The 17257-nt window shown below is 68.4% G+C and carries 17 protein-coding genes; 10 read left to right on the plus strand and 7 right to left on the minus strand.

The window, feature by feature from the left end; translation table 11 throughout:
- Positions 1 to 325: 325 nt before the first annotated feature.
- Entirely contained in the window at positions 326 to 805 is a 480-nt protein-coding gene (locus tag ACZ6DT_RS11490) for an Lrp/AsnC family transcriptional regulator (RefSeq protein WP_465592288.1), read from the minus strand.
- Between the two features lie 135 nt (positions 806 to 940).
- Between ACZ6DT_RS11490 and pdhA the strand changes: the two genes are divergently transcribed.
- The 6 genes from pdhA to ACZ6DT_RS11520 all read left to right on the plus strand — a co-directional run bounded on the left by pdhA (position 941) and on the right by ACZ6DT_RS11520 (position 6720).
- Positions 941 to 2029: a pyruvate dehydrogenase (acetyl-transferring) E1 component subunit alpha gene (gene pdhA / locus ACZ6DT_RS11495; protein ID WP_465592291.1), complete on the plus strand. Its 1089-nt coding sequence runs from the start codon at positions 941 to 943 to the stop codon at positions 2027 to 2029.
- Positions 2029 to 3027 carry an alpha-ketoacid dehydrogenase subunit beta gene (locus ACZ6DT_RS11500; protein ID WP_465592294.1) on the plus strand — a complete coding sequence of 333 codons (999 nt, stop codon included), beginning with the start codon at positions 2029 to 2031 and terminating at the stop codon, positions 3025 to 3027. The genes pdhA and ACZ6DT_RS11500 overlap by 1 nt, the downstream gene beginning before the upstream one ends.
- Positions 3020 to 4213 carry a dihydrolipoamide acetyltransferase family protein gene (locus tag ACZ6DT_RS11505; protein ID WP_465592297.1) on the plus strand — a complete coding sequence of 398 codons (1194 nt, stop codon included), beginning with the start codon at positions 3020 to 3022 and terminating at the stop codon, positions 4211 to 4213. The genes ACZ6DT_RS11500 and ACZ6DT_RS11505 overlap by 8 nt, the downstream gene beginning before the upstream one ends.
- An 80-nt stretch (positions 4214 to 4293) precedes the next feature.
- Entirely contained in the window at positions 4294 to 5562 is a 1269-nt protein-coding gene (locus ACZ6DT_RS11510; protein ID WP_465592300.1) for an MFS transporter, read from the plus strand.
- 25 nt (positions 5563 to 5587) lie between these two features.
- The gene (locus ACZ6DT_RS11515) at positions 5588 to 5866 is read left to right on the plus strand and encodes a VOC family protein (protein WP_465592303.1); all 279 of its coding nucleotides are present in this window, start codon (positions 5588 to 5590) and stop codon (positions 5864 to 5866) included.
- Positions 5867 to 5937: 71 nt separating this feature from the next.
- Positions 5938 to 6720: a PE-PPE domain-containing protein gene (locus ACZ6DT_RS11520; protein WP_465592306.1), complete on the plus strand. Its 783-nt coding sequence runs from the start codon at positions 5938 to 5940 to the stop codon at positions 6718 to 6720.
- A 207-nt stretch (positions 6721 to 6927) separates the two neighbouring features.
- On the opposite strand, the gene ACZ6DT_RS11525 is transcribed toward ACZ6DT_RS11520, so the two are convergent.
- Complete coding sequence (locus ACZ6DT_RS11525; RefSeq protein ID WP_465592309.1) at positions 6928 to 8064, minus strand: serine hydrolase domain-containing protein; 1137 nt, start codon at positions 8062 to 8064, stop codon at positions 6928 to 6930.
- A gap of 224 nt (positions 8065 to 8288) precedes the next feature.
- Here ACZ6DT_RS11525 and ACZ6DT_RS11530 point away from each other — a divergent pair, with 224 nt between their 5' ends.
- The gene (locus tag ACZ6DT_RS11530; RefSeq protein ID WP_465592312.1) at positions 8289 to 8783 is read left to right on the plus strand and encodes a hypothetical protein; all 495 of its coding nucleotides are present in this window, start codon (positions 8289 to 8291) and stop codon (positions 8781 to 8783) included.
- Here ACZ6DT_RS11530 and ACZ6DT_RS11535 read toward each other — a convergent pair.
- A complete protein-coding gene (locus ACZ6DT_RS11535) occupies positions 8780 to 9133 on the minus strand; it encodes a hypothetical protein (protein WP_465592313.1) in 354 nt (117 codons plus the stop codon). The genes ACZ6DT_RS11530 and ACZ6DT_RS11535 overlap by 4 nt on opposite strands.
- Positions 9134 to 9213: 80 nt before the next feature.
- On the opposite strand from ACZ6DT_RS11535, the gene ACZ6DT_RS11540 reads away from it, so the two are divergent.
- The 3 genes from ACZ6DT_RS11540 to ACZ6DT_RS11550 all read left to right on the plus strand — a co-directional run bounded on the left by ACZ6DT_RS11540 (position 9214) and on the right by ACZ6DT_RS11550 (position 11349).
- Positions 9214 to 9609 (plus strand): GntR family transcriptional regulator, encoded by a 396-nt coding sequence (locus tag ACZ6DT_RS11540; protein ID WP_465592315.1) that lies wholly within the window; start codon positions 9214 to 9216, stop codon positions 9607 to 9609.
- Entirely contained in the window at positions 9606 to 10631 is a 1026-nt protein-coding gene (locus ACZ6DT_RS11545) for a DUF1648 domain-containing protein (protein WP_465592318.1), read from the plus strand. Before ACZ6DT_RS11540 ends, ACZ6DT_RS11545 begins: the two co-directional genes overlap by 4 nt.
- Positions 10632 to 10998: 367 nt before the next feature.
- Positions 10999 to 11349, plus strand: a complete 351-nt coding sequence (locus ACZ6DT_RS11550; protein ID WP_465592990.1) for a DUF5997 family protein — start codon at positions 10999 to 11001, stop codon at positions 11347 to 11349.
- 99 nt (positions 11350 to 11448) lie between these two features.
- On the opposite strand, the gene ACZ6DT_RS11555 is transcribed toward ACZ6DT_RS11550, so the two are convergent.
- From ACZ6DT_RS11555 to ACZ6DT_RS11570, 4 genes are all read right to left on the minus strand, one after another.
- Positions 11449 to 12201 carry a LysR family substrate-binding domain-containing protein gene (locus ACZ6DT_RS11555; RefSeq protein WP_465592321.1) on the minus strand — a complete coding sequence of 251 codons (753 nt, stop codon included), beginning with the start codon at positions 12199 to 12201 and terminating at the stop codon, positions 11449 to 11451.
- Positions 12202 to 12548: 347 nt separating this feature from the next.
- Positions 12549 to 15272 carry an AbfB domain-containing protein gene (locus tag ACZ6DT_RS11560; protein WP_465592324.1) on the minus strand — a complete coding sequence of 908 codons (2724 nt, stop codon included), beginning with the start codon at positions 15270 to 15272 and terminating at the stop codon, positions 12549 to 12551.
- A gap of 9 nt (positions 15273 to 15281) precedes the next feature.
- Entirely contained in the window at positions 15282 to 16274 is a 993-nt protein-coding gene (locus tag ACZ6DT_RS11565; protein WP_465592327.1) for an ABC transporter permease, read from the minus strand.
- Entirely contained in the window at positions 16271 to 17227 is a 957-nt protein-coding gene (locus ACZ6DT_RS11570) for an ABC transporter permease (RefSeq protein WP_465592330.1), read from the minus strand. The genes ACZ6DT_RS11565 and ACZ6DT_RS11570 overlap by 4 nt, the downstream gene beginning before the upstream one ends.
- Positions 17228 to 17257: the final 30 nt, after the last annotated feature.

Here is a 17257-nt window from a genome sequence, read left to right on the forward strand (position 1 = left end):
ACCGTTATCACCCGAATGGCCTGTCCGGCGGTGCCTCGCGGTCAACCGGGGTGCGACTACTGCTCAGCGTGTGCCGGTGTCCACGATGGAGGGATCGGGACGTTGAATGTCCCGATCCCTCCATCGTCAAGGGGCGTTCCTGTCTGTCCGGCCCCGCCCAGTGAGTCAGAACGTCGAAGGTAGGGCCGCGCTCGACCGCGGCCGATCGAGGAGAACGCACAGATGCCCCCCGTAAGACCACCGGGCGAGTCGCCTTCGTGGGCTCGGGCCCCGGCGAGGTCACCGACCTGGTGAACTCGGTGCTTGGTCAACCGCAACCAGAGGACTAAACGCGAGGGGCGACACCCGGCTGTTCTTCGAAGATCAGCCAGGTCCGGGTGGACCGCACGCCGTCCAACGCTTGCAGCCGCTCCAGGACGACGTCTCGCAGCGACGCGTTGTCCGGCGTCCGCACCAGCAGCAGGATGTCGAAGTCGCCGCCGACGAGCGAAACGTGCTCGACGAACGGGATCTGCCGCAACTCGGCGGACATCGTGCGCCACGACGTCTGCTCGACGGTGATCAGGATGTACGCGCTCGTCCCGAGTCCGGCTCGCCGGGGGTCGATCCGGGCGCCGAAGCCGGTGATGACGCCTTCGGACATCAGGCGCTCCAGTCTCGCGTAGGCGTTGGTGCGCGAAATGTGCAGTCTTTCCGCCAGCGCGCGGACCGCGAGCCTGCCGTCGGCGGACAGTTCGGTGAGGATCGCGCGGTCGATGTCGTCGAGGGCAAGGACCGTTCGTCCCGGATCCCGACCGTGAGCCACGCCACTACTGGACGGTTGGCCTGACTGAACCGATTCTGAGGACAGTTTGTCGCTCATTTCGCCTGGGCCTTGAACACTGGGACTCCGGAATCCACCATCTCAGCATCATATGTCTGTGAAAGGTGGTGCTGCGCCATGTCGCGAGAGACCCCTGCCGCCGCGTTGCTGCCGTCCGAAGTGCCGGTGCGGTTCCTCGCCGAGGACGGCACACGCGTCGACGAGCACGGTCGCTACTCCGAGCCGCCGTTCGAGCGGCTCGTCGAGGCCTACCGGCTGATGGTGCTCGGTCGTCGCTTCGACGCGCAGGCGACCGCGCTGACCAAACAGGGGCGCCTCGCGGTCTACCCGTCTAGTGCCGGCCAGGAGGCCTGTCAGGTCGCGAGCGCGCTCGCCCTCACCGACTCCGACTGGCTCTTCCCCACCTACCGCGACTCCGTCGCGCTGGTCGCCCGCGGGCTTGAGCCGGGAGAGATCCTGACCCTGCTTCGCGGCGACGCGCACTGTGGCTACGACCCCGCCAAGACCCGTGTCGCTCCCCAGTGCACCCCGCTGGCCACCCAGACCCTCCACGCGGCCGGGCTCGCCCACGCGATGCGGCGCCGCGGCGAGGACAGCGTCGCGTTCGCGCTCATCGGGGACGGCGCCACCAGCGAAGGCGACTTCCACGAAGCGCTCAACTTCGCGGCCGTGTTCAAGGCTCCCGTGGTGTTCTTCGTGCAGAACAACGGCTTCGCGATCTCGGTGCCGTTCGAGAAGCAGAGCGCCGCCCCCGCCTTGGCCTACAAGGGTGTCGGTTACGGCGTGCGCTCCGAGCAGGTCGACGGCAACGACGCCCTCGCGGTCCTCTCGGTACTGGACGACGCCGTCGCATCCGCGCGGTCCGGCCGCGGGCCGGTGCTGGTCGAGGCGCACACCTACCGGATCGACGCGCATACCAACGCCGACGACGCGACCCGCTATCGCGATCAGGCCGAGGTCGAGAAGTGGCGCGCGGCCGACCCGGTACGCCGTCTCGAGACCTACCTGACCAACGAGAATCTGTTGTCCGCCGACGACATCGAGCGATTCCGGGCCGAGGCGGAGACGTTCGCCGCAGGAGTGCGAGACACCCTCAACGCCGACGTCGAGCCGGATCCCCTGTCGCTGTTCGAACACGTGTACGCCGTTCCGACCCGCCAGCTGGCCGCCCAGCGGGCGCTGGTCGCGGCCGAATTGGAGGCCTGATGACCGAGATCTCGATGGCACAAGCCCTCAACGCCGCCTTGCGTGACGCGATCAAGGACGACGACCGCGTGCTGATCTTCGGCGAGGACGTCGGCCCGCTCGGCGGGGTGTTCCGGGTGACCGACGGCATCACCGCCGACTTCGGCGAGGAGCGCTGTTTCGACACGCCGCTTGCCGAATCCGGCATCGTCGGCTTCGCGGTCGGGATGGCGATGGGCGGATTCCGTCCGGTGGTCGAAATGCAGTTCGACGCCTTCGCGTACCCCGCGTTCGAGCAGATCACCTCGCATGTCGCGAAACTCCGGAACCGGACCCGCGGTGCGCTGTCGCTGCCGATGGTCATCCGGATCCCCTACGCGGGCGGCATCGGCGGCGTCGAGCACCACTGCGACTCGAGCGAGGCCTACTACACGCACACGCCCGGCCTGCGGGTCGTCACGCCCGGCACTCCCCAGGACGCCTACGACCTCCTGCGCGACTCGATCGACTCACCGGATCCGGTGATCTTCCTCGAACCCAAATGCCGCTACTGGTCGAAGGAATCCGTGTCCTTCACCCGGGACGGCGCGGCCATGGACCGCGCGGTCGTCCGCCGCGAGGGCAAGGACGTCACGCTGATCGCGTACGGCCCGATGGTCGCCACCGCGCTGGAGACCGCGGCGGCGGCGACCGCCGAGGGCTGGGACGTCGAGGTGGTCGACCTCCGGTCGCTGAGCCCGTTCGACGACGAGACCGTCACCGCTTCGGTGCGCCGCACCGGGCGCGCGGTCGTCGTCCACGAGGCGGCCGGCTTCGGCGGCTACGGCGCCGAGGTGGTCGCCCGGGTCACCGAACGGTGCTTCCATCAGCTGCACGCGCCCGTCCTGCGCGTGACCGGACTCGACATCCCCTATCCGCCGCCGAAACTGGAGCGCCATCAGCTTCCCGACGTCGACCGGATCCTGGACACCGTCGCCCGGCTGCAGTGGCACGACGAACCGGTGGTGGCCGGTGCCTGACTTCCTGCTCCCGGACCTCGGCGAAGGGCTGACCGAAGGCACCATCGTCACCTGGCTCGTCGCGGAGGGTGACACGGTCGGCGTAGACCAGCCCGTCGTCGAAGTCGAGACCGCCAAGGCCGCGGTCGAGGTGCCCGTGCCGTTCGCCGGCGTCGTCACCCGCCTCCACGGCGAACCCGGTCAGTCGCTGCCGGTCGGCGCTCCCCTGCTCACCATCGGCTCCGGCTTCACCGAACCCGGCGTGACGACGGCGAGCGAAGGCAGCGGCAACGTCCTCATCGGCTACGGCACGACCACCACGACGAGGCGCCGCCGGACGCGCACCTTCGTCACCACTCCCGGGAAGCCGTCGAAAGCGCCGGTTGTGATCTCCCCGTTCGTCCGCAAGATGGCCGCCGACCACAAGATCGACCTGACGAAACTGACCGGCAGTGGCCCGGGTGGCATCATCCGGCGCGCAGACGTCGAAGCGGCGCTGACCGTCCCCGAATCGAGGGACGGCGAGAAGCGGATACCACTGACCGGGGTCCGCAAGGCGGTCGCCGACAAGCTGACGGCCTCGCGACGTCAGATTCCCGAGGCGACGGTCTGGGTCGACGTCGACGCGACCGAACTCGTCGCCGCGCGGAAATCGCTCAACGCTTCGGCACCGGACCGCCCGGTGAGCCTCCTCGGCCTCGTCGCCCGGTTCGCCGTCGCGGGCCTGCGGAAGTATCCCGAATTGAACTCACGCGTCGAAGGCGACGAGATCGTCCAGCTGCGGGACATCAACCTCGGGTTCGCCGCGCAGACCGACCGCGGGCTCGTCGTCCCGGTCGTCCGCGCCGCGGGTGCACTGTCCACAAGGGAGCTTTCAGCGGCGATCGGTGACCGGACCGCACAAGCCAGGGAAGGGAAACTCGGCCCCGCCGGCCTCACCGGCGGGACCTTCACGGTCAACAACTACGGCGTGTTCGGCGTCGACGGCTCCGCCGCGATCATTAACCATCCGGAGGCGGCGATCCTCGGCATCGGCCGGATCATCGACCGCGCCTGGGTCGTCGACGGCGCACTGGTGGCGCGCAAGATCTGCGAGCTGACCCTCGCGTTCGACCACCGGGTGTGCGACGGCGGAACCGCCGGCGGATTCCTCCGGTTCGTCGCCGACTGCGTCGAATCGCCGGTCACCGCGCTCGGAGATCTCTGAGCGGGTCGCACAACCGCCGGTTGTGACCCGCCAACGACCCGTTGTTCGACTTCGGGGGCTTGGCTTGCTTTGATCTCGCGGTGGGTGAGAGATCGCTGGGGCGACGGTTCGGCTGGCTTTGGGCGGCGTACGCGGCGAGCGCTTTCGGCACCCGGTTCGCGTTCGACGCGTTCAGCCTGATCGCCATCGTGACGCTGGGCGCGGGCACCACCGAGGTCTCGCTACTGGCGGCTGCCGGGCTCGTCGTCGGCGCCGCGGTCGCGCTGCCGCTCGGCCCTTGGGTCGAGTTCCGCCGGAAACGCCCGGTGATGATCGCGATGGACCTCGTCCGCTGCGCGGCGCTGCTGACCGTCCCGGTGGCGTACGCGTTCGGGCTGCTCGGCTTCGGGCAGCTTCTCGCCGTGTCGGTCGTCGTCGCCGCGGCGGACATCACCTTCCTGGCCGCCGGCGGGGCCTTCCTGAAAACACTGCTGCCGCCGGAAGATCTGCTGATCGCGAACGCCCGGTTCGAATCGACGACCTGGACGGCGACCGTGCTGGGCCCACCGCTCGGCGGTTTCGCCGTCGGCCTGTTCGGGCCGGTGATCACGATCGCCGCCGACGCGATCAGTTATCTGCTCTCGGCACTCGGGATCCGTGCGGTCGGCGGTTCGGAACCGCCACCCGCGAGACCGGAAGGGCCTCGGCTGACCGGCCGCGACCTGCGGGAAGGGTGGCGGTTCATCCTCACCCATCCGTTGCTGCGTCCCCTTTTCGTCAACACGATCGTGGTCAACGGCCTGATCATGGCGACCGCGCCGCTGATGGCCGTCCTGATGCTCGGGCAGCTCGGTTTCGCGCCTTGGGAGTACGCGATGGCCTTCGCCGTGCCCTGCCTCGGCGGGTTGATCGGATCGAGACTCTCGCCGGGCGTGGTCGCCCGGTACGGCCGCGACAGGGTCCTCTTCGTCGCCGGTTCGCTGCGGATCTGCTGGCCCGTCGGGCTCGTCTTCGTCCAGCCGGGTGTTCCCGGGCTGATCCTGGTCATCGTCGTCGAGCTCTGCCTGATCACCTGCATCGGCGTGTTCAACCCGGTGCTCGCCACCAGGAGGCTCGAAATGGTGCCCCTCGACCGCGCGGCGCGCACGCTGTCGGCGTGGTCAATCGGTGGCAAACTCACCACCGCGGCCCTGACCGCGCTGTGGGGACTGCTCGCCGCGTTCACCGGCCCGCGTGCCGCGGTCGGCGTCGCCGGGGCGCTCATGCTCGCGACGCCGCTCCTTCTCCCCCGAAACCGTCGGAGGGCTGTGCCAGTATCGGCACATGTCGATCAAGAGAGTGGTACCCGACCTCGAGACCAGGTCACTTGAGCAGGCGAAAGCATTCTATACGCGGGTGCTCGGCTTCGAAGTGGTGATGGACCACGGCTGGATCGTGACCCTGGCCGATCCGGATCGGCCGGAGGTGCAGCTGAGTCTCATGACCCATGACGAGACGGCGCCCGTCGTCCCGGCCGTCTCGATCCAGGTGGACGACGTCGACGCGGCGTACGAGGAAGCGAAGGCGTCCGGTGCCGAGATCGTGCACGAACTGACCGACGAGCCGTGGGGCGTGCGGCGGTTCTTCGTGCGCGATCCCAACGGTCACGTGGTCAACGTCCTGGCGCATCGCTGAAGTCATTTCATCAGAATTTCATGACGCGTCCCTAACGTTCGAACACGCACCGTAGTCGAACGAAGGGAACGATGAATGTGAAGAAACTCAGGGGGGTCCTGGCGGCGGCCGCGTTGGCCACCGGCCTGATCGGCGCGGTCGTGCCGACGGCCCAGGCGGCGACGGCCGACCAGGCGCGCTACTACATCCTCATCGGCGGCACCTGCGACGGGGCCGCGACCGTCTACAACGACGCCTGGTTGCGGGGCGGGATCCGGAAGGTGGTCCACTACCCGGCAGGGGCCGCCGGAGCACCGAACTGCGACCAGACACCGATGGACCAGAGCGTCGCGCGCGGGCACGAAGAAGCCCGCCGTGTCGTTCAGAGCTCCTTCGACGAGAACCCCGGCGCGGAGTTCACCGTCGTCGGCTACTCGCAGGGCGCGCTGGTCGCGAACCTGGTGCTGAACGACATCGCCGACGGGAAACTGGCCGTGGACAGGTCGCGGTTCAGGGCGAAGATCTTCGCCGACCCGATGCAGCCCGTCGGTCCGCCGGGACGCGGGATCAGCGCGGTGCTCCCGCCGGGCACCGGTGCGCCGTCGCCGTTCGGCGGCTACGTGTCGTTCGGGCCCGGTCGCACCGACTTCGGCGGTATCCCGTTCATCCGCTACTGCATCGAGACCGACGGCGTCTGCCACTTCGACACCATCGAAGCGCCGGGCGGATACTTCGCCCAGCACCAGTGTTACCAGTGGGCCCGGCCGACCGATCGCCGCTCGATCATGGAGGACACGATCGCGGACGGCGTGTACACCAATGGTTCGCACGCGTTGCCGCGGCAGAACTGCCGTCCGCCGTGGCCGGTGGCGTGACCGGTTGAAGACGGCTGCCGCCCGGCGCCCGATCGCCGGGTGACAGCGGTTCGGGCGATGGCCCGCCCACAGTGTCGTGGGCGGGCCATCGTCGATCTACCGGGCCCGCTGGCCGGGAACCGGTTTTCCGCGGGTTCGCCGGGAACCGAGCGGAGATCGACCATGTTCCGGCGGTGTTCGCCTCAACCCTCGACAGAGGTCACTGCGTCACTTGCAGAACGCGGTGTCCACAGTGGCCATGACCGCCTTGGAACCCTTCTCCGCGTCGCCGAAGGTTCCCGGCATCGCGGTCACCGCGAGCCCGACGGTCCGGCCGTCTTCCGTGGCCCCACCGCGGGTTTCGAATCCGTGGATGTCCCCGCCGTGTCCCCAGTACACGCCGCCGCAGCTGAGCGGATTGCTCATCAGGCCGAGACCGTATTTCGTTCCCGGGAACAGGGGCGCGTCGACCGTCTTCCGCATTTCGGTCAGTTGCGCGGCGGGCAGCAGCCTGCCTTCGAGCAGTACCCGGAAGAACTCGCCGAGGTCGCTGGGCGTCGAGATCAGCTGCCCGGCGGCGCCGCCCCAGGAAGGGTCCAGCTCGGTCGCGTCGATCACTTCGCCGGTGGCGGCGTTGCCGATGGCGTACCCCTGCGGATGCCGCCCCTGAATGGTCTGATCGCCGACCTGCGGCCAGTAGGTGTGCTTCAGGCCCGCCTTCTTGATCACGCGTTCGGTGATCTGCTCCTGGATCGGGCGTCCGGTCACCTTCTCGATCAGCATGCCCGCCAGCAGATAGCCGGTGTTGCTGTACTCCCATTTGGTGCCGGGAGCGAACTTCGCCGGATGGCTCAACGCCGCGGCGAGCAGTTCGTGGTTCGGGATGTACCGGTGCTGCACCTGCTCGAAGTTCTCCAGCCCGAGGTACTCGGTGTAGTTCGGCAGACCACCGGTGTGCTGCAGCAGATGCCGGACGGTGATCTTGGTGGCGTCGATGCCCTCGCCGCGCACTATCCCGGGAAGGTACTTCTCGATCGGCGCGTCCAGTTCCACCTTGCCCTCGGCCACCAGTTGCAGGACCGCGACCGCCGTGAACGTCTTGGTGTTGCTGCCCGCCCGGACCGTGCCGTCCCGGGGAACCGGCACCCGGCGATCGATCCGGGAGGACCCCGCGACCAGCGACGCCGTACGCCTACCGTCTGTTACGTAGGCGAGTGCCGCCGGGAACTTCTCCTGACGTACCAACGAGTCGAGGCCCTTCTGCAGTTCAGACCCCTTGGCCGGGGCCGCGTCCGCCGCCGTGGTCCACGCGGCGCCCATCAGCCCGGCCACCGTCAGGACCACGACACCCTTGCGTACTGTCATGCGCACTCCTTGCTCGAACGGATCGACACCCTGAGACTCTGCTCGAATCGGACGTGAGGAGCAGGAGTGCGGGCTGCCGAATCCCGGGTAGCGCTGGCGCTACCCATCAACCCCCGCGAATATTTTTTCGGACCAGAATTCGTCCCACCATTGTCCGCGCGGGATGCGGCTGGCTAAGGTCATTTCGGTATGTGGACTAGACCACCCGAGGCCGGGAGGCGACGATGCCCCTCGACGAACAGCAGACCTGGGCAATGCTGCGAGAGCTGGACGAACCCGGCCACTGGGAGGTGCCGCACGACTTCGACGGACCGGCCGAACGGGTTCGATTCGAGCGACTGGCCGAACGACTCGGCCGTCGATTCGGCTGCGTCTGCGAAGTCGACCGTCATGTCCAGGACGCCAGCCACCTCGGCAGGATCGTGATCCCGGCGAAAGCGGCCTCCGCGCAGGACCAGGTGACCGTCACGGTCAGCAATTTCGGCGGCCTCGTCGCGGTGACGCTGGGGAATCCGGGCAGCTACGACGAAGACGAGGAACGGGAGTACTTCCCGGCACGGGTCCGAAGACAGGTCGAAGACGAGCTGGAAGCGCTCGGCTACCTGCCCGTCTCCGAACACCCGTTATGGACCAAGTACACCGGGATAAGCGGCTTCGACGCCCTCTATCCTCCGGACCGGCCGCCGTCGTGGTGGGACCGGTTCTTCGACTACCTCTAGGCGTTGCTCGGCGCGAGCGCGTCGGCGAGTTCCGCCGCGTTCGGCACGCTGACGAGCACCTCGTCGAACGGGAGTCCGGCGACCCCGCGATCGATCTCGATCCGCAGCCCCGGCACACCCCTGCGGGCCGACACCAGCTGGCGAATTCCCGTGCCGAGCCCCCAGTAGCCCACCTTCAGCACTCCGCTGATCAGCACCCCGGCCCGGCCCCCGCGCGTCCGTCGCACGGGTGCTTCGACGCGCTCGACGACCTTGATCGCCGCCCGCGGAACGACCACTTCGTCGCGCCACACGGCCAGCCGCTCCCAGGCCGAGAACCTCACCCGTACTCCGCCTTCGGTGATGTCCATCGTCGCCATCGTGACCGCCTTTCCTCCATAGCCATCTGATGTAGTTGTTATAGCAAGTGTATAGCAGATATCCTTGCCTGGTGTTGCTGACTCTCGACCTCGACAGCGAGGTGCCGATCTACCAGCAGATCCGCGACCGGATCGTCGAAGCCGTCGCCGACGGCGTGCTGGCCGAGGGCAGCGCCCTGCCCTCCACCCGGCAGCTCGGCGCCGATCTCGGGATCAACTTCCACACCGTCAACAAGGCCTATGACCTGCTGCGGACGCAGGGCTTCATCCGCATCAACCGCAAGACCGGCGCGGTCGTCCGGCGTGACGCGTCCTCCGGTCCGGCGGAGGACGGCTACGCGGACGAATGGCAGGAACGGCTTCACACCTTGCTCGCCGAAGCCGTCGCTCTCGGCGTGGGCCCGCGCGAAGTGACCAGCCGGTGCGAGTCCGTGCTGGGCTCCTTCGCCGTGAGCGTCCGGCGATGACCGGACCGCTCTGGCTGAATCTGGCCCTGATCGCGTTCACCGCGGCCGCCTTCGCCTCGGCACCCACGCTGGCGCGGCCGACCCTTCCCTTCGGCGTCCGGGTTCCGGCCCGGCGCACCGGGGCGGCCGTCATCCTGCTCGCGCGCCGCCGCTACAACCGGGGGATCGCGGCAGGTGCGGTTGTCGCCGGCGTCGTCGTCCTCATCGACCGGCTCGCACCCGAAATCGTCCTGGTCGGTCTCTTCGTGGCCTATTCGCTGCTCGGCGGTCTGGCCAGTCGTTCGATCACCGCGGCGAAACGCGAGGAGGGCTGGTACGCCGGGACCCGGCAGGCGGTCACCGCCGACACCTCACTGCGCTCCGACCCAGTCCGTCCACAGTGGATTCTCTTGGCACCGGCGGTGCTGCTGGCCGTAGTCACGGCGGTCCTCGGCTTGTTGAAGGGCACGACGAACTTCTCGATGGTCCTGGCGCAGACCCTGGTCGTCGTGCTGATCCCGCCCCTGACCATCGCGATCTCACGGGCCCGGCCCGAGGTCGACGCCGCACAGCCGTCGGCGTCGGTTTCGCGGTACAGGGAGTACCTGCACGGGGTCCTCAGCCTGCTGTTGATCTCCGCGGGCTGTGTCAACGCGACAATGCTCGTTGTCTCGCTCCAGCTCTGGGGGGTCGTCGAGACGACGGTGCCGACGACGATCGTGGGCTATCTGCCCCTCCTCGCCGCCTTCATCGCGTGGACGGTCTTCTCCATCCGGGCAGGCGACGCCGGGCACCGGTTGTCACCCACCGGCGACGAACCGGAGACCCGGTACGAACAACGCGACGACGATCGCCACTGGCACGCCGCCGGGATGGTTTACCTGAATCGGAACGACCCCGCGCTCCTGGTGCACCGACGGGTCGGGACCTATTGGACGCTCAATCTCGGGCATCCGATCGCCTGGGTCGTCCTCGCCGCGGTCGCCGCGGCCGGGATGCTCACCGCATTCGGTGTCGTGTCCCTCCCGGCGAAGGGCGGCTGACGGTTCCCTGGTCGTGGGTGCGGAACCGTGGCCGTGGTGCCGGACTTCGCGGGAAAGCAGGCGCTCGACGCCTGGCTGTCCGGGCATGACGCGGACTTGACGCTGCAAGGCCCCGATCCGGACAGTCCCCTCCCCTCCTGAACGGTCAGGTCGTCGCGCAAGTACCGGGGGCAGGGACGTGTCTGCCGCGGTGGAGCGTGGTGACCGTCTGGATCACCGGCGGCGGCCGGCCGACGTCCGCGAGCCGCGTCGTCCGCTGCCGAACCTTCTCGAAGACCAGGCCGAGGGCTGATCACCGGGTGTGATCGGCGGTGCCCGGGCCGCTCGTTACCCTGAGGCAATGACGTCGCACAAGACCCCTCAAACGATGAAGCCCGCGACAGCGGCGAAGAAGCTGGGTGTGTACCTGGAGGCCACCCCGGCGGAGTTCCAGGAGGGTGTCGTCTCCCGCGACGAGCTGAACGCGCTGCAGGCCGAACCGCCCGAGTGGCTGCGGGAGCTTCGCCGCAACGGGCCGCACCCGCGGCCGGTCATCGCGGCGAAGCTGGGCATCTCCATCAGCGGCCTGGCGCGCGGCGGGATCACCGACGCCCTCACCACCGAGCAGATCGAAGAGATCAAGACCGCCGCCCCGGATTGGCTGGAGCGGGAACGCGAGACCCACGCCGAAGTCCGCAAGGAAGAGGCGCGAGTCAAGGCCGCCCGCCGCGAGAGCTGACCGCGCCGGAACTCGCCGCGCCGCAGGTGTTGCGAAAGCCACTTCCACAACGTCGAAAGTGACTTCGCAAGTCCGGCCTGTGAGGGGCGACCGCAGGCGCTAACCGCGACGACGGGGCTTGCCACGCTTCCCACCCTTGGGTGCCCCGCGCTGCCCAGGCTGCGGTTTCCGGCCGGCGGTCTGGGGGCGCTTGCTCTTCGCCGGCGCCTTTTTCTCGGGCGTCTGTTTCTCCGGGGCTTGCTGCCGCCCCCGAGTGCTGTTGACGGTCCGGCCGCGGACGATCCCGATGAACTGTTCCATCAGGTCGGAGGTTTCTTCGTCCGGCCAGGACAACGCGACGCCGGATTCGGGCGTGCCGGAGATCGGACGGTAGGTCAGGTCACGCCGGTGGTGCAGCCGCGCGAGCGACTGCGGGACGACCAGGAGCCCGATACCGGCGGCGACCAGCTCGATGGCGTCCGCCGTGGTGACGGGGCGCTCCAGCGCGGGTTTCCCCGGTGGCCGCGCCCAGTCCAGTGTGTCGTCGAGCGGGTGCAACACGACGTCGTCGGCGATGTCGTCGACGGAGACCTCGTCCGCGGCGGCGACCAAGTGGTCCTTGGGGACGACCACGACGGTCGTCTCGGTGTAGAGCGGAATCGCGTGCAGACCCTCGCGATCGATGGGGAGCCTCAGCAGGACGGCGTCCACCTCGCGCTCCCGGACCAGCGCGGCGGCCTCGGCCGCGGTCGTCTGGACGAGTTCGAGCGGGACGTCAAGCGACCGCTCGTTCCAGATCCGGACCCACTTCGAGGGCGTCACGCCGGGGACGTACGCGAGCTTGAAGGAGGCGGGTGTGTCCGGGCCGGTCATGGGCGCAAGGTTACCGGGAGTATCGAAGAAGGGATCCAGGGCCGGTGGTGACGATCTTCGCGGAAGAAGTGGCTTTGGATCATTCGCTCAGTCGGCCGGCCGCTCGTCCGAGACTGAGTGGTGCTCACCGTCTTCCGGAGCCAACCGGCGGTTTCGCGTGACTGGTCGGACGACACGCGTATCTGGATGGACGACACGCGCGCGGCCGGGTTCCGCCCGCGAGTCGTCCGGCTGGACACGTGTGTCGTCCCTCTGATCACGTGTGTCGTCCATCCAGTCACGCGAGACCGCCACCCGCGCACAGGTAGTGCGTACTAGGTACTAGCGGTCCTTCCTCTCGAGATCCGCTACGGAATCCAGGCCGCGGAGACCGCCCAGCTGACGTCCTGGTCGTACGAGACCGGGTTGTCGAACGGGTGGCCCCCACCGCTGGCGGCGACGTAGACGTACTCGGCGTAGTGCCGCATATTCGTGCCAAGTTCGTTGACCGAAGCCAACCGGACGCCGCCGGTCCCGGGCTGGGCGCAGAACGTCGCGTCCTTCCGGAACAGATCGGTGTTGTCGTTTCCGCCCAGCCGTACCCGGAAGTCCGCGTGCCGCAGGAACTGGCCCGGATAGTTGCGCGCCTCCAGCGAGTAACACGACGGATCCGCGAGTCCGCGCCGCACGACGAAAGTCGCGTCCGCCTTCAGCAGTGCCGCACTCGACGCGTTCACCACGTCCGTCCGCGCGAGACCGTCACGGTGCCGCAGGAAGCGGTCGGTGAAGCCGGGTGTGGTCACCTTGAACGATCGCGCCTGGTCCAGCGGCAGATCGACGCCGCTGCGCCAGAGCGGGACCGAAGCCGCCCACGTCGTGTCCGCCGCGAAGCTCGACGGGGTGTCCCACGGATTCGCCCCACCGCTGCGCGCGAGATAGACGGTCTCGGCGTAGTGACGGAGGTAGGCGCCACGCTGATTGAACGACTCCAGCGCCGTGCCGCCGGCGCCTTCCCTCGCGCAGAAGGTCGCGTCCCCGGCGAACAGGGCCGATCCGTCGTTCGGGTCCTTGCGGATCCGCGAAGACGAATGCCGCAGGAAGTGCCCGGGGTAGTTCCGCGATTCGAACGACAGGCACGACGCGTCGGCCAGCCCCTGCCGGGCCCAGAAGGTCGCGTCCTTCTTGGCGAGGTCCGCGCTGCCTTCGCCCAGGACATCGGTCCGGACGAAGTCGTCCTGGTGCCGCAGATAGCGATCCGTGTACCCGGCCGTGGTGACCCGCAACGACACGAGTTCGCCCCTGCCCACCTCGGTGCCCTTGGCGATGGCGAGCACCTTCTGGTTGATCTCGCGCACCCGCGCCTCGGTCATCTTCAGCACGCGTCGGTCGTAGGTGTAGAAGCCGTTCACCTCGTTCTCGACGTCGTACGGCTCGGTGTAGACCGAGGCCGAAAGTCCGCGGCCGTGCACGAACCGCCCGACCTGTTTGGTGATCTCGACGTACCGGTTCGTCAGCGACGTCTCGTCCGGGTACAGCGCGCCGTACGCGAAACCCTTGCCCGGCTCCCATTCGTGACCGGTCACCTGCCTGCCGAGGCCGCCGTACTCCCCCAGCACCGCGATCCGCCGCGCGTCCGGCCGTCGCGTCCCGGTCGAGACCTGGTACGCGTGGTCGTCGATCACGTCACCGTTGCCCGGATCCGGATCGGACACGCAGCAGTTGGACCCGGAGTTGTGGTTGATCAACCGTGTGTCATCGATCGAGCGGATCAGATCCACGATGCGCTCGGCGTCGTATTCTCCCCAGCCTTCGTTGAACGGGACCCACTGCACGATCGAGGTGATGCCCTTGTGCTGCTCGATCATCCGCCGCAGTTCGGATTCGAAGTTCGCGTGACCGTTGGGGACTTCGTCGATCGAGTCGAGCGACGGCATGTCCTGCCAGACCATCAGCCCGAGCCGGTCGGCGTGGTAGAACCACCGCGCGGGTTCGACCTTGATGTGCTTGCGGACCATGTTGAAGCCCAGCGCCTTCTGACGTTCGAGATCGAACCGCAGTGCCTCGTCGGTCGGCGCGGTGTAGCCCCCGTCCGGCCAGTATCCCTGGTCCAGCGTGCCGAGTTGGAAGACGAACTTGCCGTTGAGCAGCGGCCGCAGCACGCCGCCGACCATCGCCTTGCCCAGCGAGCGCATCCCGAAGTAGCCGGTGACGACGTCGCCTCCCGGCAACCGCACGCGCAGGTCGTAGAGGAACGGGTCGTCCGGTGACCACAGTCGCGCGTTCGGCACGGGGATCCGGAGGCGCGAACCCACCGTCCCGCTCGCGGTGCCGACCAGTTGACCGCCCGAAAGGACTTCGGCGGTCGCCTGCTGCCCTGGAGTGCCCTGGACGACAAGGTCGAGCGCGCCACCGGGGACGTCGGGGGTGGTGTCGAGCCGGGTGATGTGCTCGGCCCGGACCGGTTCCAGCCAGACGGTCTGCCAAATGCCCGAAGCCGCCGTGTAGAAGATGCCGCCGGGGGTCTTCCGCTGCTTCCCGACCGGGTACCGGCTGCCGTCGACCGGCGAAGCGACGCCGACGACGATCTCGTTCTCCCCAGCCTTGAGCGCCGGGGTGATGTCGAACGAGAACGCGTCGAAACCGCCGGTGTGGCTCCCGATCGATGTCCCGTTGACCCACACCCTGGTCTCCCAGGTGACGGCGCCGAAGTTGAGCTTCACCCGGCGACCGTCCCAAGTGGACGGAACGGTGAACGTCCGGCGGTAGAACATGTTGTCCTCATGCCGTTTGATCCCCGAAAGCATCGACTCGATCGGGTACGGCACCAGGACGTTCTCGCTCAGCGGCCTGCCGATCGGTGGCGAGTTCAGGTTCGGCGCACCGGTGAAACCCCAGGTCCCGTTGAGGTTGAGCCATTCCGAGCGCACCAGCTGTGGGCGCGGGTACTCGGGCAGCGCGTTCGACGGCGAGACCTGGTCGGTCCACGGGGTGGGCAGCGGGACGGGGGCGGCTCGGGCGACGGGCACGAGTGTCGTCGCGGCGGCCAGCAGACCGGTTACGACGCTCAGAACGCGCGCGGTTCTTCGGTGCATGCGATCTCCCTATCTCCGGGCGGTCGTGCGGGCCAGCGACCGCTGCAGAACAACGACCACCAGCAGGAACGCGCCGCTGACCACCGATTGGTAGTTGCTGTCGAGTGTTCCTATCTGGTTGATTACGTTCTGGATCACCGTTCGGATGCCTACGCCGATGACAGTTCCGAGAATCGTGCCCATTCCGCCGGTCAGGAGGGTGCCCCCGATGACGACGACGGAGATGGCGTCCAGTTCGAGGCCGACCCCGATCACCGTGACGCCGGATTGCAGATAGGCCGCGGTGAGCGCTCCCGCGAGCCCGGAGAGAACGCCGCTCGTCACATAGACGGTGACCTTGGTACGCGCCACCGGCAGTCCCATCAGCTTCGCGGACTGCTCCGAGCCGCCGGTGGCGAACACCGACTGCCCGAACCGGGTCCGCCGCAGCACGAGCCCGCCGACCAGGCACAGCGCGGCCGCGATGAACACCGGGTAGCCGAAGCCGAACATCGTGCCGCGGCCGAGTTCGACGAACGCCTCGCCTTCCGGGATCTTGTACGTCGTCGCGCCCTCGCTGGTGATCGCGAGCAGCAACCCTCGTGCGAACAGCAGGGACGCCAGCGTGACGATGAACGGCGCCATCCCGGTCTTCGCGACGAGAAGCCCGTTGATCAACCCGATGAGCCCGCACACCGCCAGCGGCAGCAGCAGCGCCATGAGGAAACCCCATTGCGACCCGTAGGCGGCGAGGACCCCGCCGAGCGCGTAGACCGAACCCACCGACAGATCGATCCCGCCGGTGATGATCACGAACGTCATCCCGAGCGCGATGATCGCGAGGAACGAGCTCTGCAACGCGATGTCGCGCAGGTTGTCCAAGCTGCCGAAACGCGGGAACAGCAGCCACGCGACGGCCACCATGAGCACCAGCGCGATCGCCGCGCCCTGTTTCTGCAGCACTCCGGTCATCAGCTCGCGCCGGGTGGAGTCCTGAGCGGCCATCGGGGGCGCCGCGGTCATCGGCTGCTCCGTTCCCGTGCGACGTACACCGCGCCGACGATGATCGCGGCCTGGACCATCTGCGCGGTCGAATTCGGCAGATTGTGCTTGATGAGCGTGGCGCGGACGAGCTGCATGAGCAGCACCCCCATCACCGTGCCGAGGATGCGGACGCGGCCGCCGGTCAGCGGGGTGCCGCCGACCACGACCGCGGTGATCGCGGACAGTTCCATCAGCAATCCGGCGTCCGCGGGGTCGCCGGCGCCGAGCCGTGCCGTCGAAAGCACCCCGGCCAGCGCCGCGAGCAGCCCGCAGATCGCGTACACGCCGATGAGAACGCGGTTGACCGGCAGCCCGGCGAGCACACTGGCCCGCCGGTTGCCGCCGATCGCGACCAGCCGCCTGCCGAACGCCGTCTTCCCGACCACCGCCGCCACCAGCACCGCCAGGACGGCCGCGATGAGCACGCTCACCGGGATCCCGAGCACCTCGCCGTTGCCGAGCGCGAGGAACGTCTCGTCGTGCAGCTGGATGAGCTGGCCGTCGGCGAGCACCAGCGCGAGGCCGCGGCCCCCGACCAGTAAGGCGAGTGTCGCCACGATCGGCTGGATCCCGACTCTGGCGACGAGAACACCGTTGAACGCCCCCGCCGCCAACCCCGCGGCGAGGGCGACGGCGACCGCGGGCAGTGTCCCGTAACCGAGATACAGCGGGACGAGCGCGGCCGACAGCGCCATCACCGCGCCCACCGACAGGTCGACGCCCTCGGTGCCGATCACCAGCGCCATCCCGAGCGCGACCACCAACACCGGCGCGGCCTGGATGAGCTGGGTGCGGAAGTTCCCGACGGTCAGGAAGTTCGCCGTGAACGCGATGTTGAACAGCACCAGCGCGACGACGGCGACGTACACGCCGTACTCCTGCAGCCACCGCGCCACCCGGGTCCGGTCGACCGTTTTCGCCGTGTCCGTCATGGAGCTTCCCGGATCCTCTGTTCTCTGCCG

The sequence above is a fragment of the Amycolatopsis sp. NPDC041971 genome (assembly GCF_055588925.1).